At 66.4% G+C, this 19,353-nt stretch carries 17 protein-coding genes and 1 other RNA gene; 6 read left to right on the forward strand and 12 right to left on the reverse strand.

The annotated features are described in order from the left end of the window. Positions 1 to 11: 11 nt before the first annotated feature. From J1N60_RS02450 to J1N60_RS02465, 4 genes are all read right to left on the reverse strand, one after another. Positions 12 to 3,758 carry an ATP-binding protein gene (locus J1N60_RS02450; protein ID WP_312910409.1) on the reverse strand — a complete coding sequence of 1,249 codons (3,747 nt, stop codon included), beginning with the start codon at positions 3,756 to 3,758 and terminating at the stop codon, positions 12 to 14. Further along, complete coding sequence (gene cheB, locus J1N60_RS02455) at positions 3,751 to 4,989, reverse strand: chemotaxis-specific protein-glutamate methyltransferase CheB (protein WP_312910415.1); 1,239 nt, start codon at positions 4,987 to 4,989, stop codon at positions 3,751 to 3,753. Before cheB ends, J1N60_RS02450 begins: the two co-directional genes overlap by 8 nt. Continuing rightward, a complete protein-coding gene (gene cheY, locus J1N60_RS02460; protein WP_253430991.1) occupies positions 4,986 to 5,348 on the reverse strand; it encodes a chemotaxis protein CheY in 363 nt (120 codons plus the stop codon). Before cheY ends, cheB begins: the two co-directional genes overlap by 4 nt. Before the next feature lie 147 nt (positions 5,349 to 5,495). Then, positions 5,496 to 6,323, reverse strand: a complete 828-nt coding sequence (locus J1N60_RS02465) for a chemotaxis protein CheW (RefSeq protein ID WP_312910416.1) — start codon at positions 6,321 to 6,323, stop codon at positions 5,496 to 5,498. Positions 6,324 to 6,658: 335 nt separating this feature from the next. On the opposite strand from J1N60_RS02465, the gene ffs reads away from it, so the two are divergent. Beyond that, positions 6,659 to 6,969: signal recognition particle sRNA (ffs, locus tag J1N60_RS02470), an RNA gene on the forward strand. 348 nt (positions 6,970 to 7,317) lie between these two features. On the opposite strand, the gene J1N60_RS02475 is transcribed toward ffs, so the two are convergent. From J1N60_RS02475 to J1N60_RS02485, 3 genes are all read right to left on the reverse strand, one after another. Continuing rightward, a complete protein-coding gene (locus J1N60_RS02475; RefSeq protein WP_312910417.1) occupies positions 7,318 to 8,247 on the reverse strand; it encodes a mechanosensitive ion channel family protein in 930 nt (309 codons plus the stop codon). After that, complete coding sequence (locus tag J1N60_RS02480) at positions 8,244 to 8,498, reverse strand: YhbY family RNA-binding protein (RefSeq protein ID WP_312910418.1); 255 nt, start codon at positions 8,496 to 8,498, stop codon at positions 8,244 to 8,246. Before J1N60_RS02480 ends, J1N60_RS02475 begins: the two co-directional genes overlap by 4 nt. Before the next feature lie 71 nt (positions 8,499 to 8,569). Further along, entirely contained in the window at positions 8,570 to 8,845 is a 276-nt protein-coding gene (locus J1N60_RS02485) for a ribonuclease P protein component 4 (RefSeq protein WP_312910419.1), read from the reverse strand. A 240-nt stretch (positions 8,846 to 9,085) separates the two neighbouring features. Here J1N60_RS02485 and J1N60_RS02490 point away from each other — a divergent pair, with 240 nt between their 5' ends. Together J1N60_RS02490 and J1N60_RS02495 are read left to right on the forward strand one after the other, a co-directional pair. Beyond that, a complete protein-coding gene (locus J1N60_RS02490) occupies positions 9,086 to 10,882 on the forward strand; it encodes an ABC transporter substrate-binding protein (RefSeq protein WP_312910421.1) in 1,797 nt (598 codons plus the stop codon). Continuing rightward, positions 10,882 to 11,718 carry a phosphatase PAP2 family protein gene (locus tag J1N60_RS02495; protein WP_312910422.1) on the forward strand — a complete coding sequence of 279 codons (837 nt, stop codon included), beginning with the start codon at positions 10,882 to 10,884 and terminating at the stop codon, positions 11,716 to 11,718. The genes J1N60_RS02490 and J1N60_RS02495 overlap by 1 nt, the downstream gene beginning before the upstream one ends. 150 nt (positions 11,719 to 11,868) lie before the next feature. On the opposite strand, the gene J1N60_RS02500 is transcribed toward J1N60_RS02495, so the two are convergent. From J1N60_RS02500 to J1N60_RS02510, 3 genes are all read right to left on the reverse strand, one after another. Then, a complete protein-coding gene (locus J1N60_RS02500) occupies positions 11,869 to 12,288 on the reverse strand; it encodes a hypothetical protein (protein WP_312910423.1) in 420 nt (139 codons plus the stop codon). A 91-nt stretch (positions 12,289 to 12,379) separates the two neighbouring features. Then, the gene (locus tag J1N60_RS02505; RefSeq protein ID WP_425499315.1) at positions 12,380 to 13,258 is read right to left on the reverse strand and encodes a DUF2797 domain-containing protein; all 879 of its coding nucleotides are present in this window, start codon (positions 13,256 to 13,258) and stop codon (positions 12,380 to 12,382) included. Between the two features lie 45 nt (positions 13,259 to 13,303). Further along, on the reverse strand, positions 13,304 to 13,480 hold the full coding sequence (locus tag J1N60_RS02510; protein ID WP_312910425.1) for a hypothetical protein: 177 nt from the start codon (positions 13,478 to 13,480) through the stop codon (positions 13,304 to 13,306). Positions 13,481 to 13,629: 149 nt separating this feature from the next. On the opposite strand from J1N60_RS02510, the gene J1N60_RS02515 reads away from it, so the two are divergent. From J1N60_RS02515 to J1N60_RS02525, 3 genes are all read left to right on the forward strand, one after another. Next, positions 13,630 to 13,962 carry a BsuPI-related putative proteinase inhibitor gene (locus tag J1N60_RS02515; protein WP_312910427.1) on the forward strand — a complete coding sequence of 111 codons (333 nt, stop codon included), beginning with the start codon at positions 13,630 to 13,632 and terminating at the stop codon, positions 13,960 to 13,962. Positions 13,963 to 14,166: 204 nt separating this feature from the next. Continuing rightward, complete coding sequence (locus J1N60_RS02520) at positions 14,167 to 15,045, forward strand: hypothetical protein (protein WP_312910433.1); 879 nt, start codon at positions 14,167 to 14,169, stop codon at positions 15,043 to 15,045. Between the two features lie 25 nt (positions 15,046 to 15,070). Next, complete coding sequence (locus J1N60_RS02525) at positions 15,071 to 16,090, forward strand: DUF5787 family protein (RefSeq protein ID WP_312910435.1); 1,020 nt, start codon at positions 15,071 to 15,073, stop codon at positions 16,088 to 16,090. A 62-nt stretch (positions 16,091 to 16,152) separates the two neighbouring features. On the opposite strand, the gene J1N60_RS02530 is transcribed toward J1N60_RS02525, so the two are convergent. Further along, a complete protein-coding gene (locus J1N60_RS02530; protein WP_312910441.1) occupies positions 16,153 to 16,977 on the reverse strand; it encodes an MBL fold metallo-hydrolase in 825 nt (274 codons plus the stop codon). A gap of 169 nt (positions 16,978 to 17,146) precedes the next feature. Further along, the gene (locus tag J1N60_RS02535) at positions 17,147 to 19,237 is read right to left on the reverse strand and encodes a CocE/NonD family hydrolase (protein ID WP_312910442.1); all 2,091 of its coding nucleotides are present in this window, start codon (positions 19,235 to 19,237) and stop codon (positions 17,147 to 17,149) included. Between the last annotated feature and the right edge of the window lie 116 nt (positions 19,238 to 19,353).

Genomic DNA, 19,353 nt, shown 5'->3' on the forward strand with positions numbered 1-19,353 from the left:
CATGCTCATGCTCATAGTGTATTGACGTCGAGGATCGTAACCACTTCCCCCCGGCCACGAACCGTCGCCCCGCTCAGGCCTGGAAGCCCGCTCATGAACCCTTCGAACGGTTTGATGACGACCTCCTGTTGGCCGTGGACGACGTCGCAGTGAAGGGCGACCGACCGGACGTCGTCACGGATTCGGATCACCATTCCGTCGTGGGGGTCGGACGACGCCGGCGTCTCGAGTCGCTCGGCGAGTTCCACGACGGGAACGGGCGAGTCGCTCGAGGGAATCACCGGGTCGCCGTCGACGGTCTCGACGATCCGCGCGTCGTCGATGTCCTGGACGGCCTTGATCGGGACGCCGAACTCCTCGCCGCCGATTTCGAAGAACAGGACGTCGGCGATGGCGACCGTCACGGGGAGTTCCATCGTGATCGTCGTCCCCTCGCCGGGCTCGCTGTCGACCGAGACGGTGCCGTCGAGGTCCTCGATCGTCCGCTTGACGACGTCCATCCCGACACCGCGGCCGCTGACGTCGGTCACTTCCGTCGCCGTCGAGAGTCCGGGGTGGAACACCAGGTCGTAGACCGCCTCGTCGTCCAGGTCCGCGGCCTCCTCGGCCGTGAGAACGTTGGATTCGACCGCCGCCTCGCGTAACTCCTCGGCGTCGAGGCCGCGACCGTCGTCGTGAATCCGAATCTGCACGCGGTCGCGGGCCCGCTCGGCCGTGAGTCTGACCGTCCCCTCACGGGGTTTCCCGGCCTCCTCGCGGACCGACGGCGCTTCGATACCGTGATCGACGGCGTTCCGAACCAGGTGGATGAGCGGGTCGCCGATCCGGTCGAGGATACTGCGGTCGAGTTCGACCGATTCGCCCTCGGTCTCGAAGGCGACCGTCTTCTCCTGGTCGCGCGCGATGTCCCGAACCGTCCGGGGCAATCGGTTGGCGACCGTCTCGAGGGGGACCAGTCGGACGTCCATCACCGTGTCCTGGAGTTCGGCGGTGATGTCGTCCAGGTCGTCGAGTTCTCGACGGAGCGTCTTCGGATCGTCGTCCTGCTCGATGGTGTGACGGAGGCGGACGCGGGCGGTGACCAGCCCCTCGACGAGGTTGAGGAGCGTGTCGACTTGATCGACGTCGACGCGGATCGACTGCGCCTGGTCGGCGTTCGATTCCGAATCCGCCTCCTCGTCCGTTTCGGGTGCGTCGACGTCCTGAATCGGCATCGGCGGAACGTCCTCGTAGACGCGATTCGATTCCGCGGCGGTCGCGTCCCCGCCGTCTCTGTTCTCTGCAGCGCCGAAGGCAGCGGTGTTCGACGCGTCCGCGCCGGCCGTGAAGCCGTCCTCTGGAGGAGAGGCAGAAGCGTCGACGTCGAGGTCGTCGAAGTCGTCGGGGTCGCCAAGGTCGTCGACAGTATCGAGGTCGTCGGACTCGTCGAAGCCCCCGAGGTCGTCGGTATCCATCGCAGAGGCCTCGAGTCCGGCGTCGTCCTCGAACGCGAACGCGTCGTCGTCCGCGTCGACGTCGAACGCCGTCGGTGCCGGCTGGTCGTCGACAAATGCGGTATCGTCCGGCGTCTCGAGATCGAGGCCCTCGTCCAGATCGTGGGCGGGATCGGGGTCCTTATCGACGTCGGCGTCAGCCTCGAGCGCCGAGTCGTCGAACGAGACGTCCTGCTCGTCCTCGAGTGCCAGGTCGTCGACCGGATCGAATCCGAAATCAACCGCGAAGTCGTCTTCGGCCTCGTCCCGATCGATCGACTCGAGTTCCAGGTCGTCCTTGAGGTCCAGATCTTCATCCTCCAGGCCCAGAGCATCATCTTCGAGGCGCAATTCCTCATCTTCGAGGGCCCGATCCTCGTCCTCGAGAGCAACACCTTCGACGTCGAATTCCGCTCCCAAATCGTCGACGACGGAATCGTCGCCGGAACTCGATTCGGACTCGGCCGCCTCGTCGTCGGTTTCACCGAAGTCGACACCATCGAGGGCAGCGACGTCGGCCTCCCCGAGTTCGTCGACCTCCTCGGCGTCCGTCGCTTGCGCCTCGAGCGAGTCGGCGTCGGACGCCTCGACGGGTTGCTCTGCGGCACTGTCGTCCGTGTCCAGGTCGAGGTCCGCATCGTCGAACGCGAACGCCTCGAAGTCGTCGTCAGTCGGGACGATCGAATCGTCGGCGTCAGCCGGTGTCGAACCTGTCTCTGTCTCCGTCTCCGTCTCCGCATCTGACTGTGCTTCCGCATCCGATTCCACACCCACATCCGACGACAGCTCCACCGGGACATCGTCCAGATCGGACGACTCAGTGGCCGTCACCTCGCTATCGACGTCCGTCCGTTCGACGCCCTCGTCACTGGTCTCCTCGGCATCGCTCTCGAGGTCCACGTCGTCGAACTCGTCGGCAAGCTCTTCGCCGAACTCGTCTTCGACCTCGAGGAAACTGTTGTCGTCGACGTCGACGTCGTCGCCGAGCAATTCGTCCATGTCGACCTCGTCGTCGCTGTCGAACTCGTCGAACTCGAGTTCGTCGAGTTCGTCCTGGAGTTCGTCGAAGCCGACCATCTCGACCTCGTTTTTGAGTTCAGCGAACACCGCACTGGCGTCGTCGGCGTCTCCGACATCGTCTGTGTCAGTGTCCACCTTTGCGTCTGCGCCGTCGACGTCCACACCACCACTCGCGGATTCCGCATCCGCTGACTCGGCGGCGGTAACCCCATCGGCGGGGTCCGATTCCGTCTCCGGATCGTCGACGCCCTCCCCCGGTGAAACGTCCGCCGACGCCGATGCCGACTCGCCGAGCAGGTCCTCGAACGACCCTGCGTCGCCCATCTCGTCGAACGCATCGAGGTCCTCGCCCTCGACCTCCTCGACCATCGCGTCGAGGTCGTCGAACTCGTCGAACTCCTCGAGCAGTTCGTCGACCGAGAGGTTCTGCGCGTCGGTCGAGGACAGTCCCTCGGCGGCGTCGGCTGCGGTGAGCGACTCGTCAGCTGCGTCGACTGCGTTGGCCCCAGGTCCGGTCCCGGACGTGTCACCGCTCGAGGCGAACCGGTCCGTCACCTCGACGATCTCGAACGCCTCGACGGCATCGACTGGTTCGAGGGCCGCCCCGATCGCCTCCTTGCCGACGGCGCTTCCGAATACGGCATCGAATCCGACGCCGTACTCCGCGTTTTCGATCGCCTCGCGCGAGGGATCGGTACCGACGAGATCGAACGCGTCGACGAGTGCCTCGACCACGAGTTGGCCGTTATTGACCTGCGAGTCGTCGGTTATCGCGAGCCGAACGAGAAACGCGTCGTGGTCGGCGTCCTTCGGGGGATCGAACCGGGCCAGGATGGCGTCGATTTCGGCATCCGTTGGCGCCGAAACGTCCTCGCTCGTCCTCGTCCTCGTCGAATCGTCCAGAAAGCTCCGAAGTGTCTCGATTTCCGCCGCCGGATCACGATCGATGTCGCCGTTCGGGGGCGCTTCGTCGAGCATCGCCTCGAGTTCGTCGACGCCGGCGAAGATGGCGTCCATGACCTCGGGCGTGATCTCGAGGTCGTCCCGTCGGACGGCATCGAGGAGGTCTTCGATGGCGTGTGCGAGGTCACTCGCACGAGCGAGCCCCATCGCGCCGCAGTTCCCCTTGAGGGTGTGTGCGGTCCGGAAGATGGCCTCCATCGCGTCGTCGTCGTCCGGGTCTCGCTCGAGCGTGAGCAGGGAGTTGTTCAGTTCCGTGATCTGTTCGTCGCTCTCCTGGGCGAAGTCCGTCCAGTACTCACTCATCGGTCTCACCGTCCGTGACGAACGCGCCGACGATCCGATCGACGAGCGCCGGCGCGGGAACGACCTCGTCCACGCGGCCCGTCCGGATCGCCTGCTGGGGGATACCGAAGACGGGACTCGTCGCCTCGTCCTGGGCGATCGTGTAACCGCCGGCGTCGGCGATGGCCTCGATGCCCGCGGCACCGTCCCGGCCCATTCCGGTCAGGACGACGCCACAGAGTGGATCGACCACGCGCGCTGCGGCGGTCTCCATCGTCACGTCGATCGCCGGGCGAACCCCGTGAACGCGCTCACCGTCGTCGAGGCGAACGCGAAGTGATCCGTTGACGTTGTTCACGACCCGGAGGTGCTGACCGCCTCTGGCGATGGCAACGTCGCCGGCGGCGATCCGGTCGCCGTCGCTCGCCTCGAACACGTCGTAGGCACAGATCGCGTCCAGGCGAGCGGCGAGTCGCTGAGTGAAATCCGCCGGCATGTGCTGGACGATCAGCACCTTCGCCTCGAGGTCGGCTGGCAGGTGCGCCAGCAGTCGCTCGATGATTTTCGGGCCACCAGTCGACGCACCGATCACGACCGTCGGGTGATCGAGGGACGCACCGTCGACAGGGGTCGGCGCGTCCATCGTCGGCAGGGCGGACGGACCACGAGCGGGTAGCGTGCCCGCGTTCCCGGATTCGAGGACTTCAGTGCTCCCGGCACTGGCACTGGCACTGGCATTGACACTGACGCCACTCGCCGACCGCGTCGCGTTCACCTGCCGGCGCTCGGTCGCCGTGACCGCGGCCGTCGCACGTGCGAGCGCCAGCGCCGACACGGGGGCCGCCGAGAGCTCGTCGACCTTCGCGACGACGGCGTCCGTGAGGTGACCGAGGTTCTGCGTCCCCGTGCCGTCGGGTTTCTGGAGGACGTCGAGCGCGCCGCGCTCGAGCGCCTCGAGGGTCGCATCCGCCTCGGCCTCCGTGTGGGCACTGAGCACGAGAATCGGCGTGGGGTCGTGCGTCATGATGCGCTCGACGGCTTCGATACCGCCCATGCCCGGCATTTCGACGTCCATCGTGATCACGTCGATCGCGTCGCCCTCGTTGCCTTCGCCGCCTCCAACGGACGCGACGGCCTCGAGCGCCGCCTCGCCAGTGTCGGCGGTCCGTACGTCGTACCCGGCGGTGTCGAGCGCGTTCCCGACGACTGTTCGCATGAACTGCGAGTCGTCGACAACGAGTACGCCCGTCATGCCGCGACGACGTCAGCCAGTGCCTTCCGTACGCTTGGTTCCTCGAACGGCTTCGTGACGTAGCCGTCGGCACCAGCCTTTACGGCGAGTTTCATCTTCTCTCGTTGCCCGACACTCGTACACATGATGACCCGCGACCGGGGATCGAGTTTCTTGATCGCCGCGGTCGCCTTGATGCCGTTACACTTCGGCATCACGATGTCCATCATGACGATGTCTGGGTTCTGTTCCTTGTAGAGTTTTACCGCCTCAGCGCCGTTCGACGCTTCTCCAACGATATGGTAATCCTGCTCGAGAATCTGGCGCAGTAGATTACGCATAAAATGGGAGTCGTCTACGATGAGCACCCCTGTCGACATTCAATTGTACACCAAATTCCGATAGAGATACAACTACCATAAATGCTGTCTCTCGATTATCAGACATGATAACCGGTGGCAGCGGCCGAATTCTCCGCGTTTTCGGGCGAACAGGAATAGGTCTACCGGCCGTTCGACGGTGGTTTTTTACGACTTCTTCCCGGCTGCTAGTAAAAGCGCCGGGACGTCGAGGACCCCGGTTGCCTCGATGACGACTGTCCCCTCCGCTCGAGACGTCGTTTCGGATGCTCCGTCCTCGTTTTCATCCTCGTCCTCGAGGACGAACTCGTCGCTCACGACGGTCTCGTCTGCACCTTCGCCAGCGTCCGTTTCCGCGCCGGCGTCCGCAGCTACCGAACCGCGACGCGAGATTGCCCCCACCGCGGCGGACGAAGCCAACCCGGAGCCTGGCTTCGACCGACTCCTCGAAAAGCGCGACGACCGACCCCCGCGCCGCGTCCGGGATTCCTGGCGCGAGCGGCGCTCGCGTTCGACGAGGCCGCAGACGAGCGGGTGCTCGATTGCGCCGCCGGCAACCCCGGGGTCCTCGACCTCGTCGGGCTCGAAGACGTCGTCTTCGGTGACGTTGTGAACGCCGAGCACTTCGTCGACGCGAAGTGCCGCCGCCTGCTCGTCGGTGGGCCGGTCGAGTACGACGAGTCGCTGTGCGTCCGGCGCTGGCCCAACGGGGAAGTGGACGCGAGTGTCGACGATCGCCGTGATCTCCCCGCGGAGGTCGACCAGGCCCTCGACGGCCTGCGGCGACCGGGGCACCCGCGTGAGGTCCTCGTCTGCCGGCGGGTCCGTGACCGTCTTCACTTCGTCGACGGGGATCGCCAGACGGTGCTCGCCCAGTCGAACGAAGATGAACCGCACGCGCTCTTCTTCCTCGGCCGTCGTCTCGTCGGCCGACTGCCGCTCGCTCGGGTCCTCGATACTGATCCCGAGGAGTCTATCGGGTAGCTCCGGAGTCATTGTCTGGTCGACTATCTCAGTCCACCACTAAAACGTTGCCTCTCCGAGGGGTCGTTCGAGAGAGGGACTCGAGGAGGTTCCTCGTCGGAGTCAATAGGCCGTCACATCGTCTGTGAGGCGGTCTGGAGGTTGGTTTCCGGTTTTCCACGAACCGAACACCGAGTTCCGAATCCGAAACGCCACCAACTCGAGCGACGAGGAATTCGCGAGTCGAGGGGGCGCGGGCTCGAAGGCACAGACTTGGGAGACGAAGGCCCAAAGGCACGAACTCGAGGGTGAGAACGAAAAACGAGAACGAGAGACGAAAGGGCCTTAAGGTACGGTCGACTATCCAGGCGTGGACTAGGTCGGGCAGTTAGGCCCTGCTCACAACCCACGGTATGGCCTTCAGTGGGGACCGAAGCCCGCGGGCGTCCGGTCAGACCGGCCGGGGCCCCGGGAGCCAACGTGGAAGCCTCGTCCGTCGGGGACAGCGGTCGACCATGACCGTCCGCAGGGACGACTCATCGTCGTTAGCCGGCGACAGCCCATCAGGCGCGGAAGCGAGCAGTGGACCGCCGGACACCTGTCGCTCGACGGGTCGCGGGGTGGAGGAGGCAACCGGGATTCCCCCGGCCGGAACGCCGGGCAACCGCGGGGTCCATCATTCATACCGACCTTTTACACTGCAGTCTACCTCGCCAGCGCCAGCAGTGCTGACGCATGGCTCGGCGTCCTTCGGTAAAAGCTCGACCAAAAGCACTCCTCGTTCCCCTCACTGCGTTCGGGTCACTCGTCGGCCCGCTCGCTCACGGCGTTCGCTCACGGTAGCAAACTGGTGACCGCCTGCCCTCCCCCGGGTCTCGTCCCGCTCGCGATGCTCGCGGAACGCTCCCGGCCATTTGTCGCGGGTCCTCTTTGTCGGTGGCACGGCTCGAGAGTCAACAGACAACTCGAGTCTCGAGCAGGAGAACTGTCGAAGCAGTCGAAGCGATCGAAAGCGATTGAAACCAGGTCAGTCGTCCGCCGCCTCGAGCGTTGCCGGATTACTGACGTGCAACCCGCCATCGAGCGTCCGGACGGGGTAGGGGATGTCGATGCCTGCCTCGTCGAACCGCTCCTTGACGCTCGTGACGTACTCCGCGCGGGTACGGACGAAGTCGGACCGCGAGGGGTTCGCGATCCAGAATCGCGACTGGAGGCCGACATCGGAGTCCCCGAGTTCGGTGAGTCGTACCGAGGGGCCGGGCTCGTCCATGATGTCGGGGTGGTTCTCGGCTTCTTCGATGATTATGTCCGTCGCCTCCTGGATGTCGTCGCCGTAACCGATTCCGAAGACGAACTTCAGGCGGAGTTTGTCCGCCTCGACGGGGTTCTTGAGGACGTCTTCGGTGAGAAGGCTGTTCGGCACCGTCAGCAGTTCGTTGTCGAAGGTGCGAACGCGAGTGACGCGCAGGCTGATATCCTCGACGACGCCCGAGTAGGTGCCGTCGTCCCACTCGATCCAGTCCCCGATGCGGAACGGTTTGTCGGTGTAGATGAAGATCCCGGCGACGAAGTTCGAGATGACGTTCTGCAGGGCGAGACCGATCGCGAGCGCCCCGGCGGCGGCGATTCCGGCCATCGACACGAGGAAGTTTCCGTAGTCGGCGGCGCCGAACGCGATGGCGACGCCGAGAAAGAGGATCGCAAACCTGGTGACCACCAGCAACGGCGTCTGGGCGTGCCGGTCGAGGCCGCGGCGATCCATCGCCCGCTCGACCAGCGGGACGACGACTGCCCGGCCGACGAGCCAGACGAGGAGCAACGTCACCAGGAAGACCAGGCCGCTCTCGAGGGTCGCCGCGAGCGTCTCGTCGACCCAGGAGAGTCGGTCGAGTTGCTGGCCGATCGGGCCGAGTCCGCCCTGTAGGAGCGTTCTCGCCCCGACTTCGCCCACGCTCATCGATGGATCACTGCCGTGTGCCCTCGCGTATCGATCAACTGGCCGTTGACCCGCTCGGCGAGGTCGGCTGCCTTCTCCTCCGTGGAACTTCCCGCTCGAGCCGCCCGGAGGAACTTGACCTTGACGAGGTTCTCGTTCGCGAGCTGGTCGTTGAGTTCGTCGACCACCGCGTCGGCGCCGCTCTTCCCGACCCAGACGGTGACGTCGAGGTCGTGTGCACGGCGCTTGAGTTCCTGCTCGTGATCGTTCATGGACCGCTCTATGTTGGCGGGCGGTTTCAATGTTCGCGATTCGAAAAACTCCGAGAAACGCCCGAACGGCCTCACTCGTACGGATAGCGCGCCTGATTCCCGCAGTCGCAGGTGACGACGACGTGGCCGTCGCGCAGGCGAACCCGGGCGTTCTTCCCCGGACGGAGGTAGGCGTCGCAGGCGTCGCAGGTGAAGCGCTTGAACTGTCGTGGGAGTTCGAGCCGATTTCGTTCGGCGATTCGGCGAGCGAGCCTGACGTAGGCGCTCGCCCGCTCGTCGTCGCCGTCGGCAGCGGCCGCTCGAGCGAGAGCGTGGAGACGGTCGATTCGCTCGGCGGCGACGCTCATGATCGCTTCGTTTGCCCGTCACGGGTAACTAGGTACCGGAATCCGGCGGCCTCGAGTACGGTATCAGCCGTGACTTTGGTCGCGGCGGAAAGGCGACGACAGGGGTCGAGCCGGAAAGGCGGCGACCGCATCCGCGTGTCGATGCCGCAATACTGTTATACGGCTCCCGGTAACTACCCGTGAGAACAGACCGTGACTCCCAGAGGGACAGCGACCGCCGACGGCGGAGACGCGACCGCGATGGACCGACGATCCCTGCTCGTTGCGACCGCCGCCGGTTGTTCGCTGTCGCTGAGCGGCTGCGTCCGCGAGCTTCGGAGCGCGGTCAACCGGGACCGACTCGAGCCGCTCTCGGTAACGATTACGACCCAGCCGGCCGACGGCGATCGACAGTCGATTCAGCTCAGCCGGGATATCGCCGCAAACCTCGAGGCCGTCGGCATCGACGTCCACGTCGAACTCCGGTCGCCCCAGGAACTCCGCCGACAGGTCCTGGTCAACCACGATTTCGACCTGGTGGTGGACCGCCACCCTGGCGGTGCGGACCCCGATTTCCTGTACGAAGCGCTCTACTCCCGGTACGCCGAGGAGTCGGGCTGGCAGAACCCGTTCGGCGTCACGAACATGGCGATCGACGACCTGCTCGAGCGCCAGCGGCGGGTCGCGGGCGCGGACCGACGCGAGGTAGTCGAGCAACTGGCGACGCTGGTCGCCCGCGAACAGCCGTTCGTCCCCATCTGCCGACCCGACGAGGTTCGACTGGTCCGAACCAGTCGATTCGACGGCTGGCGCGCCGACGAACTCCCGAGCCGGCTGGGCTACCTCGACCTCGACCCGGTCGAGGAGGGCGGACAGTTACGCGGCACGATCATGGACGCCTCGCCCTCACAGAACGTCAATCCGCTCTCGGCGGCCTACCGGGGGCCGGATCCCGTCGTCGACCTCGTGTACGATCCGCTCGCCGTCGAGCCACCGGGCGGTGACGAGGTCGTGGCGTGGCTCGCCGAGGACTGGACCTGGGACGGTGGTGAGGGTGGTGGCGACGGTGACGGTAGCGGTAATGACGACGAGAACGGAGACGGCGACGACAACAACAACGGCACCCTCGAGCTCACCCTCCGCGAGCACGCCTTTCACGACGGCGAGTCGCTGACGGCGGACGACGTCGAATTCACCTACGAGTTCCTCGCGGACACCTCGATGGGATCGAGCGACGTTCCAGCCCCCGCCCCGCGGTACCGGGGCCGAACCTCGGCCGTCCAGTCGGTCGACGTGCTCGACGAACGAACGCTCGAGTTCGTCGTCGACGGCACCGAGGCCATCGCCGAGCGGGCACTCGTGGCACCCATCCTGCCGCGACACGTCTGGGAATCGCGAGCCGACCCGCCGACCGTCCCCGGCGTTCGCCTCGCGCAGGGAACGACCGAGGCGCTCGTCGCGAACAACTTCCCGCCGGTCGGCAGCGGCCCCTACCAGTACGCCGACCACGAGGACCGCCAGCACCTCACCCTCGAGCGCTACGCCGACCACTTCACGACCCGGGAGGACGTGGAGCTGCCGGCGCCGACCGCCGACTCGTTCCGAGTCCAGGTCGACCCGCGGAGCACATCCGCCATCTCGCTGATCCGGGGCGGCGACTCCGACGTCACCATCTCGCCGCTCGAGACGTACGTCCTGGACGACCTCGAGGGAACGGGAGACGTCGAACGGGTCGAGTCGGAGACGGCGGCGTTCTACCACCTCGGGTTCAACGTCCGACGCGCGCCGTTCGGCGACCCGTACTTCCGTCGGGCGGTCGCCGGCGTGATCGACGAGGCGTGGCTCGCCGAGACGGTGTTCCACGGCCACGCCGACCCGATCGCGACGCCGCTGTCCCCCGCGTGGACGCCGGCGTCGCTGGCGTTCGGTGACGAAAACGAAGACCCCGTCGTCCCCTTCCACGGCTTCGACGGTGAACTCGACGTCGACGCCGCTCGAGCGGCGTTCGAGGACGCGGGGTACCACTACGACGGCGACGCCCTGGTGGTGAGACAGTAATGTTCCTCCAGACGCTCACACAGGTGGTCGTCGTCGTCGCCGCCATGATCGTCGTCTCGACGGCGGCGTTCGCGGGTCGGCAGCGACTGGTCGAAACCGCCAGAGACTGGCGCCGACGGGTTGCGGCGATCCTCCCGATCGTGCTCGTCCTCGTGTCAGTCTTGCTGTTCAATAGCGTCGCCAGGGACCTCGCCCCCGAGGTGTCCTGGATCATCGGCTGGGAACTCACCGGCATGATCTACGACATCGAGGGTGACTTCATCCTCTGGCTGCAGGCCCAGGCGACTCCCGAACTGACGGGGTACTTCTCGTTCATTTACATCTACGGCTACGTCTTCGTCCTCGTGTTTCCGGTAATCGCCTACTTCCTGCTCCCGAACACGCGCCCCCTCCGGGAACTGCTCGCAGCTTACACCCTCAACTACACCCTCGGCCTCGTCTGCTACGTGTTCGTCATCGCCTTCGGTCCCCGAAACATGATGCCCGAACTCATCCAGGCGCTGCTGTACGACACGTACCCGCAGTACCAGCACCTCACCCGCCAGGTCAACCGCAACACCAACGTCTTCCCGTCGCTCCACGCCTCGCTGTCGACGACGGTCGCCCTGCTGGCCTACCGGACTCGCAAGGTCTACCGCGGCTGGTTCTGGCTCGCCGCCTGGCTGGCCGTCAGCGTCTCCCTCTCGACGATGTACCTGGGCATCCACTGGGCCATCGACGTGGTCGCGGGCATCGGCCTCGCTTGGCTCGCCGTCGAGCTCTCGACGCACCTCGTGGGTCGCTGGTCGGTCTACGACGGCCTCGAGCGTCGCGGGTTGTGGAATCGGAGTCGCTGAAGGACTTCAGAGAAGCGGGTTCAGGGGAGCAGATCCAGCAAATCGGGAGCCCGAGCTACCAACTCGGCGACGCCGACGCCGACGCTGACGCCACCGTCGAGGCTGTCGCTCTCGAGTCGGAAATGAGAAAAGAACTGCCGAAATCGACGCTCAGTCGTCCTCGAGCGCGTCGGCGATACGGTTGAGCGCGCGGGTCTGGTCGCGCAGTTCGTCGCGGACCTGTCGAACCTCGCGGACGAGTTCCTCGTTACCGACCTCGTCGCCGCCGCGACCACCGGGACCGCCTGCGCCCGGCCCGCCGGGTCCGCCGCCCATCATGCCGCCCATCATCTGGGCGAGCGGGTTGCCGCCCATGCCGCCGGGTCCGCCGCCACCGCCACCGCCGAACGGACTCTCCGGCGGCCCCTCGCCCTCCTCGGCTTCCGCCTCGCGTTTTTCGCGGATCTCTTCGACGCGCTCGCGGAAGGATTTTTCCTCGCCGTCGCTGTCGTCGTCTCCGCTGTTATCGACGTCGACGTCGACGTCGGTCTCCTCCCCCGCGCCGGCGTCGTTATCGTGATCGTCTGCCATACCCGTCATTCTCGAGCACGGCGGAAAAGGATTGTTATCTCGGGAGTTTGGGCACCGGAACCCCGGTCGAGCACGGCCTCGACTGATGCACTCACCGCCGGGTAGCGAACGACCCGAGCGACGACTGGAGCCGTCGGCCCCCGGTATCGGCGGCCTCGAGCTCGTACCCCACCAGGTCTCGCATGTCGACTACGTAGGTCGTTCCGCCGCGCTCCAGGACGAGCAGTCGTCCCTTCGTGCCGACGACGGTCCCCGCGGCGATGGTCTCCCGGACGGGGCGATGATCGAGACCCATACCATATGCGAAGTCGAATCGATCGATGACGTCGAACGCGTCGCGGGCGAGTAACGCGTCCCAGGCGTCGCCGTCGACCGTGCTGGCCAGCGTCTCGATCTTCGCGTCGGTTCGCACGCGGTCGACTAACCCCTGCTCGCGGGCGATTTCGGCCTCGAGTTCGCGGGCGATGCGGCCGTTCGAGACGGTGTGGACGTGGGCGGCGCGGTCGGCCCCCTGCTCGCGAAGCCGAGTCTCGAGGCGCCACGAGCGGGTGACGCCGACCTTGAACGTCGCCGGGGCGAACGCCGCGAGGTAGACCGCGTGCTCCTCGTAGCAGTCCATCTCGTCTTTCAGGCAGGTGCCGGTACATCGGGCACAGATCCAGGTGCTCGTGTGGTACTCGCAGTAGGGTGCCGCTGGGCGGTCACAGGGGTGGTGGACATCGCCCTCGATCGAGCCGGCGCAGTGGCGGGTTCTGAGGGCGTACTCGAGGACGGTGCCTGGCTCGAGGGCGAGCGGGGTGACGGTTCGGTCGTCCCCCACGGTCGATTCGGGGTCGCTGAGCAGCAAGACGGCGTCGTTCAGGGGCGTCGGTTCGGTCGGTTCGTCGGCTGCACTCGAGGCTCTGCCCGACGACTCCGCATCGACCGCCGCCGACACCGGCCGGCGCGGTCTGTACCCGACGACTTGCACGGTCGTCTTTCGAACCCGCGATAGAAAGCCGTGACGCTCGCCCCGTCAGGGCCACTCGCAGGCGGCGCCGACGGTCAACGCCTGCTCGTCGATGTACGCCGCGAGACACGCGTAATTGCAGAACTGGCCCGCCCGTTCGCGGCCGTCGTCCGTCGCCTCGTCCACGAAGACGGGGTCGTGACGCTCCACGTCGCTGCCGCAGTAGGTGCAGTCGGTGGCCATACCCTTCTATCGACTGGCGAGGAGGAAGGTGTTACCCCGCGGCGCTCGTCGGGAGCGTCGACAGCTGTGTCGCAACAGCCAGGCCGGAACGGAGACTATATTTCGTCGATATCACAAGGAATATAGACCCAGGGACGGAACCACCGGTCATGACACTCGAGGGCACGCTCGACGTGACCGTGACGGACGGCGTTCCGACGTTCGAACTGACGGTCGCAAACACCGGTCCGGACGACGTCACGCTCCAGTTTCGAAACGGCTGCAAGGCCGACTTCGCGGTCGAAGACGGCGGCGCCGAGCGCTGGCGACTCACGAACACCCGCATGTTCACGCAGGTGCTCTCCCAGGCCGACCTCGACGCCGGCGAGACCACCACGTTCGAGGCGACGGGCGACCAGCTCGAGCCCGGGCAGTACGTGGCCGTCGGCGAGTTGAACGCGAACAACTACGACTGCACGGCTCGAGCCGAGTTCGCGGTCTGAGGCGAGGGCGTCCGTACGCGGACACGTGGGCCTTCGACGTTCGATAGAGGTACCGATAGCATCGTTCCCGTAGCCAGATATTATTAATGATTATTAAATATGTTTATTGGCCGAGGGAGCGTATCGTTCCTCGAGGATCATGACGTCGATACCAACGTGTGAGCAGACAGTACAGACAGTTTCCATCGCCCGGAAGGTGGGGCGATGAGTTTCGCTTCGTCCACGAGGGCCGCCGGCAACCGATTGATGGGATCGGTCGGCCACGGCACGGGACGGCTACGCACGCCCGCGTTCTACTTCATCACGGCGGCCTTTCTCGCGTTTCTCCTGTTCGCGCTCCGGGACTCCATGCTCATGGTCGGCCGGGCGTGGACCGCGGGGTACGCGTTTCCGGGTCACCGCGTCCACCACGTGATGATCGGCGCCACCTTGACGGTGTTCGCCGCGACCATCGCCGTTCAACTGTACCGGCCGACGAGGCGCGTCGGAGCGCTGCAGGCGGCGCTCGCGTTCGTGATCGCGGCGTTTCTCATCACCGTCGCTGTGTCCGGGCTAGCGGCCGCCGGCGAGATCGTGGCCTTCGTCGTCCCGGTGTTCGCCATCGCCCTGTTGCACCCGGCCCGTCGCGACCTGATTCCGTCCCTCGAGCGGCGAGGATTCGACGCGCGGCTGTTCGCTCTCGCAGCCGTCGGCGCCCTCGGCTTCGCCGTCGTCGCCGCTGGCGAGTTCACGAACCACACGACGTTGACCAACGAACACGTCGTCTTCGGCCACTACGAGTTCCTCTCGTTCGCGGCGGCGTCGATCGGACTGTTCGCGCTGCTGGGAGCCCTTCGGCCCGCCGGCTGGCGCGCGCTCGTCTACGGGAGCGCCGCGCTCGCAGCGCTCTTCGCCGTCGGTTCGCTCGCGTTCCCGGGCGCCGAGCAGGGCTCGAGTCTCGGGACCGCAGGGTCACTCGCCGTGATCGCCTGGGCCGTCGCGTTCGTCGCGCTCGCGGAGTACGGCGCTCGCACCGCCTCCGCTGACCCGAACGTCGAACTCGACTCGAGTACGGCTCCCGAGACCGAACCGCCACAGGCTTAAGCCCGTCCCGCCCCCAGCCCAGACAGTGAGCGAGTTTGCGTTCGAACTCGAGCTGTGTGCGGCCCTGGAGGCGCGTCGAGCGGGAATTCTCGCCCGCCAACTCGGCGGGAGCGTCGCCAGCCCCGGCGCCCGCATCCTCGACGTCGTCTGCGTCGAGCCGGGCCCCGAGTTCGACCGGCGCACGGCGATCACCGCCGATTCGATCCCCGACGCGGCGCTCGAGGCCGACGTGGGCACGGGCCGAGCGCGCTACTGGAAGGACTGCTTCGACTGCCACCCCGAACGCGCCCGCCGGGCGGTCGAACGCGCCGTCGAGATCGGGTTTTTCGAGTCCGAGCGTCGAAACGGCCGGGAGTACGTCCGGCAGGTGGCTCGCTACCCCGACTGGTACGTGAAACTGATAGGAATCGAGAACAAGCCCGACCTGGGACGTCCGGGCGACCTCGAGACCCAGTTGCGCCTCGACGTGAGCCTCGCGCTGGTCGACGAGGCGGTGCTGGCGACGGAGAGTTACGTGACGCGAGCGCATCTCAACCGAATCCCCGAGGAAGTAGGCGTCTGGCGAGTACACCGCGACGCGCCGGCAGCGCCGACTGGTGGCGATACGGGGTCTGTAGACGATACTATAGAAATTGAAGTAATACGCGAGCCCACGCCGTTACCGACCGCGAAGCCCGGGATCGAACCGCTCGAGTACCACCCCGGACGGACCGACGTCGCGGTGGTTTCGCCGGAGCGGAAGGTTCGAGCCAGGCGCCGACTCGCCGAACGAGCGTACGGGAAGGGGTGGCGAACCTACGAGTTTCCCGCGTGTGCGGCCTGCGGGCCACTCGAGCGGGACGGGGCGACCCTGCCGCACTGCCAGTGGGCTGGACGCGTCGTGGACGCGAGTTCGGAGTGCGGGCCGGCGTGTCCGGGCTACGAGCCGGTCGAAGAGTGCGATATTCAGGTGAACCTCGAGGCCGAGCGCGACGAGCGGACGCCGTGGGTGGCTGATCCGGCCGGAAAGCGACGCCGACAGTCGGGACTGGATCGGTTCTCTTGATCACTGAACGGGTGGCGGGAGATCACCGAGCGAACGCAGGCGCTCGAGCAGGGGAAAGAGGACTACAGCGAGTACCGTTCACCATCCACCGCCAACGGCTCCTCGAATGCCTCTTCGGCCGGGTAGAAGTGCGCGAGGTGCACCAGCCGCGTGCGCTCGGCTGCGAGTTCGTCGGCCAGCGCGAGCGCCCCCTCGCGCGTCATGTGCTTTGTACCGAACGTCCGCGGAACCCCGTCCGGACCCTCGTGGCGGCCACCGATGGGGTGTTTCTCGGCGAGGTGTGCCGGAACGATGGCCTCCGCGAGCAGGAGGTCGGGGTCGGCGAGCACGGCCCGCGAGTCGTTCGGGATCGCGTAGCTGGTGTCGCCCGTGATCGACAGCTTCGCGCCCGTCTCCGGGTCCTCGATCGCCAGTCCGTAACAGACCAGCGGCGGGTGGACGACCGGAACCAGCGTGACCTCGAGCCCGCAGGTCGAAAAGGGCTCGAACGGCGTCCGCGGGTGGACGGTCACGGCGTCAAGGTAGTGGTAGTCCGCGTCGACGGTTTCGGCGACGCTCTTTCCCGTCTGGGGATCGGTCTCGTCGGCGGCGTAGACGTCCAGTTCGTCGATCACCCGGAAGACGTTGCCCAGCCCGTCGAGGTGGTCGAAGTGGATGTGCGTGATGATCGCGGCGTCGGGCAGGGAGACCTCGTCGCGGAGGAACTGGTAGCGAAAGTCGGGGCTGGCGTCGATCAGGAGCGACTCGCCCGTTCGCTCGTTCTCCACGTGAACCGAGAATCGGGTGCGCTCGAGTCCGCGTTCTCGAGCCAGCCGGCAGGTCTCGCAGTCACAGCCGACGGTGGGCGTCCCGGTGGTGTCGCCGGTACCGAGCAGGGTGACCTTCACGATCAGGGGCACCTCCGAAGCCGGTCGCTCGAGCGAGGGAACGTCATCGCCGGGAAATACGGCCGTGGGGGATAAGGGTGTTACCGCTTCCGTTCAGGGACTCGTCGATCGATTTCAGTCCGAAGGCCTCGAGCACCCGGTCCGGAAGCCTCGAGCGATCTCGAGAGGCTCAGAGGGACGTATCGAGACCGACCACGGTGACCGACGCCGCGGTCCCGTCCGCGCTCGCCCAGAGGTCGCCGTTCGCGCTGTACTCGAACGGCCCGAACTCGTGCTCGCCCGTCTCGGCGGGAACCTCGGCGTAGTAGCGCACCGAGTCACCTGCCTCGAGCGGGTCGTCGAACTCGACGTAGGTCGCCCCCTCGACCTCGATGACCGAGTGGTCGTCGCCGCCAACCACTGTCCACCCGTCGGGGAGGCGGTCGCGAACCAGGGTCGCCTCCGTCGTCGAGTCGACGGTGAGATCGATTCTGGCCGTCTGGCCAGCGGTGTAGGCCGACGAATCCTGCTCGCGCGAGAACGTCGCGGTGGGAAACGTCGGCGCGTCGAGGCCCTCGGCGATGGCGTCGAACCGGAGGCACGACTCCGAGAGGACGACCTGGTTCGTCGACTCGTTGTCGGGGTCGTGTCTGACCCAGTCGGCGTTGTCGGAGGCGACGACGACGCCGAGTCGTGACCCGGCCTCGAGCGTCCAGTCGATGTCCCAGCACGCGAGCGGGACGCGGTAGGCGCCGTCGGTTGGCGTCGGGGACTCGTCGTCGATCCCGTCGCGGAATCGCGAGTTCCAGAAGCCCCGGGCGAAGATCCGGGTGCTGTCGTCAGGTCGTCGCTCGTAGACCGCGGCCGTGAACCAGGTATCGTCGCTCGAGGCGACCAGCAGATCCGCGGTGACGTGCCCGGCGACTCGCACCGACTCCTCGAGCGGCCGGCTCTCGAACATGAGGTGATCGGGACCGGACGACCGCTCGGCGAACATTCCGTCTTCGTCCGCGGGCGGCGAGGCGTCCTCGAAACTCGAGACGCCAGTTCCCAGCAACTCGAGTTCGCCCGCTGTGGGGTCGTCGCGGACGAGCGGGAGCGCCGTCTTCTCGGCGGCGTCGGGTGGCCAGACGTCGAACTGCGTCCGCGGCGACGACGCCGACTGGACGTCGACCGGCGGGAGGTCCATCACGTCGGTCTCGACGCCGTCGACCAGCCAGTGGTCGAACCACGCGTGATACAGTGCCGGGCTGTCGGGGTACTGTCCGGCGGCGTGGCCCCAGTCGCCGACCACGAGCCGTTTCGGGTGATCGTCGGGGAGCGCCTCGTAGAACCGCGTCGTCCCCCAGCGCTTGACGTTGCGGTCCTCCCAGCCGGCTTCCATCATGACGGCGCACTCGACGCTCTCGGCGCGTCGGCGGTAATCGCGCTCGATCCAGAACTCGTCGTAATTGGGATCGTACTCGTAGGACCGAATTTCGTGCTCGAGCCGGTTGCTGGGCTCGACGCGGGTCGTGAGCGAGTCGAGCAGTTCTTCGGGGTACTCGACGGCCGCCGGTGGAATGAGCCCGAAGCCGAAGTCGAACAGCGTCGGCGTCCCGTAGGTGTCCCATGGGCAGGCGCCGTGGAACCGGTAGTCGTACCAGCGGTCGATGGCGACCTGCGGGACGATGGCCTGCAGGTGTTCGGGGGCCTCGATCGCGGCCGCCAGCTGGGTCGTCCCGTCGTAGGAGCCCCCGATCATCCCAATGTTCCCGTTGGTCCACTCCGCCTCGCCGAGCGCATCGATCAGTTCCCGCCCGCTGAGGCGCTCGCGGATGCCGCCGTAGTCGTAGTAGCCCCCGGAGTTGCGCGTCCCGATGAGGTCGAACTGGGCGCGGGCGTAGCCACGCGGCACGAAGAAGTCGGCAATGGCGCCCTTCGCCGGGCTCTCGCCGCCGTTGAGCGCCTGGTAGAGGTCGTTGTACGGCGAGTACGTGAGGATCACCGGCACGTCGGAGACGGGCTCGCCGCTCGCGTCGACGGGACGGATTATCTCGCCGTACAGCGACGGTGCCTCCGTCACCTCCTCGCCGTCGCGATTTTCGAAGGTGAACTCGACTTCGATCGAGTGCGATTCGGGATCATCGAGGTCGTAGCGGGGTTCGGTCTCTCCGCTGGTGGTTTCGATCCCGCCTGTCGCCGCGACGGGCGTGGACCCGAACAGACCGAGCACGCTCGCTCCGGCCAGGGCGCCGGACGCTTTTAAAATCGATCGCCGATCGACTGGCTGCCGTGACATACGCTCGAGCACAACAGTCGCCATAAAGAGTGTGTTGACAATCCCGTCAAAACGTTCGTGACGATTCTCGAGCCAGGTCGATTGGGGCCGCGAACGCCGCGACGAAGCGGGCGCTC

The sequence above is a fragment of the Natronosalvus caseinilyticus genome (assembly GCF_017357105.1).
In the GTDB taxonomy this organism is placed as follows: Archaea; Halobacteriota; Halobacteria; order Halobacteriales; family Natrialbaceae; genus Natronosalvus; species Natronosalvus caseinilyticus.

Coding starts and splice junctions, on each gene's coding strand:
- J1N60_RS02450 (WP_312910409.1), bottom strand. CDS start 3,758: ATGAGTGAGTACTGGACGGACTTCGCCCAGGAGAGCGACGAACAGATC.
- cheB (WP_312910415.1), bottom strand. CDS start 4,989: ATGACGGGCGTACTCGTTGTCGACGACTCGCAGTTCATGCGAACAGTC.
- cheY (WP_253430991.1), bottom strand. CDS start 5,348: ATGTCGACAGGGGTGCTCATCGTAGACGACTCCCATTTTATGCGTAAT.
- J1N60_RS02465 (WP_312910416.1), bottom strand. CDS start 6,323: ATGACTCCGGAGCTACCCGATAGACTCCTCGGGATCAGTATCGAGGAC.
- J1N60_RS02475 (WP_312910417.1), bottom strand. CDS start 8,247: ATGAGCGTGGGCGAAGTCGGGGCGAGAACGCTCCTACAGGGCGGACTC.
- J1N60_RS02480 (WP_312910418.1), bottom strand. CDS start 8,498: ATGAACGATCACGAGCAGGAACTCAAGCGCCGTGCACACGACCTCGAC.
- J1N60_RS02485 (WP_312910419.1), bottom strand. CDS start 8,845: ATGAGCGTCGCCGCCGAGCGAATCGACCGTCTCCACGCTCTCGCTCGA.
- J1N60_RS02490 (WP_312910421.1), top strand. CDS start 9,086: ATGGACCGACGATCCCTGCTCGTTGCGACCGCCGCCGGTTGTTCGCTG.
- J1N60_RS02495 (WP_312910422.1), top strand. CDS start 10,882: ATGTTCCTCCAGACGCTCACACAGGTGGTCGTCGTCGTCGCCGCCATG.
- J1N60_RS02500 (WP_312910423.1), bottom strand. CDS start 12,288: ATGGCAGACGATCACGATAACGACGCCGGCGCGGGGGAGGAGACCGAC.
- J1N60_RS02510 (WP_312910425.1), bottom strand. CDS start 13,480: ATGGCCACCGACTGCACCTACTGCGGCAGCGACGTGGAGCGTCACGAC.
- J1N60_RS02515 (WP_312910427.1), top strand. CDS start 13,630: ATGACACTCGAGGGCACGCTCGACGTGACCGTGACGGACGGCGTTCCG.
- J1N60_RS02520 (WP_312910433.1), top strand. CDS start 14,167: ATGAGTTTCGCTTCGTCCACGAGGGCCGCCGGCAACCGATTGATGGGA.
- J1N60_RS02535 (WP_312910442.1), bottom strand. CDS start 19,237: ATGTCACGGCAGCCAGTCGATCGGCGATCGATTTTAAAAGCGTCCGGC.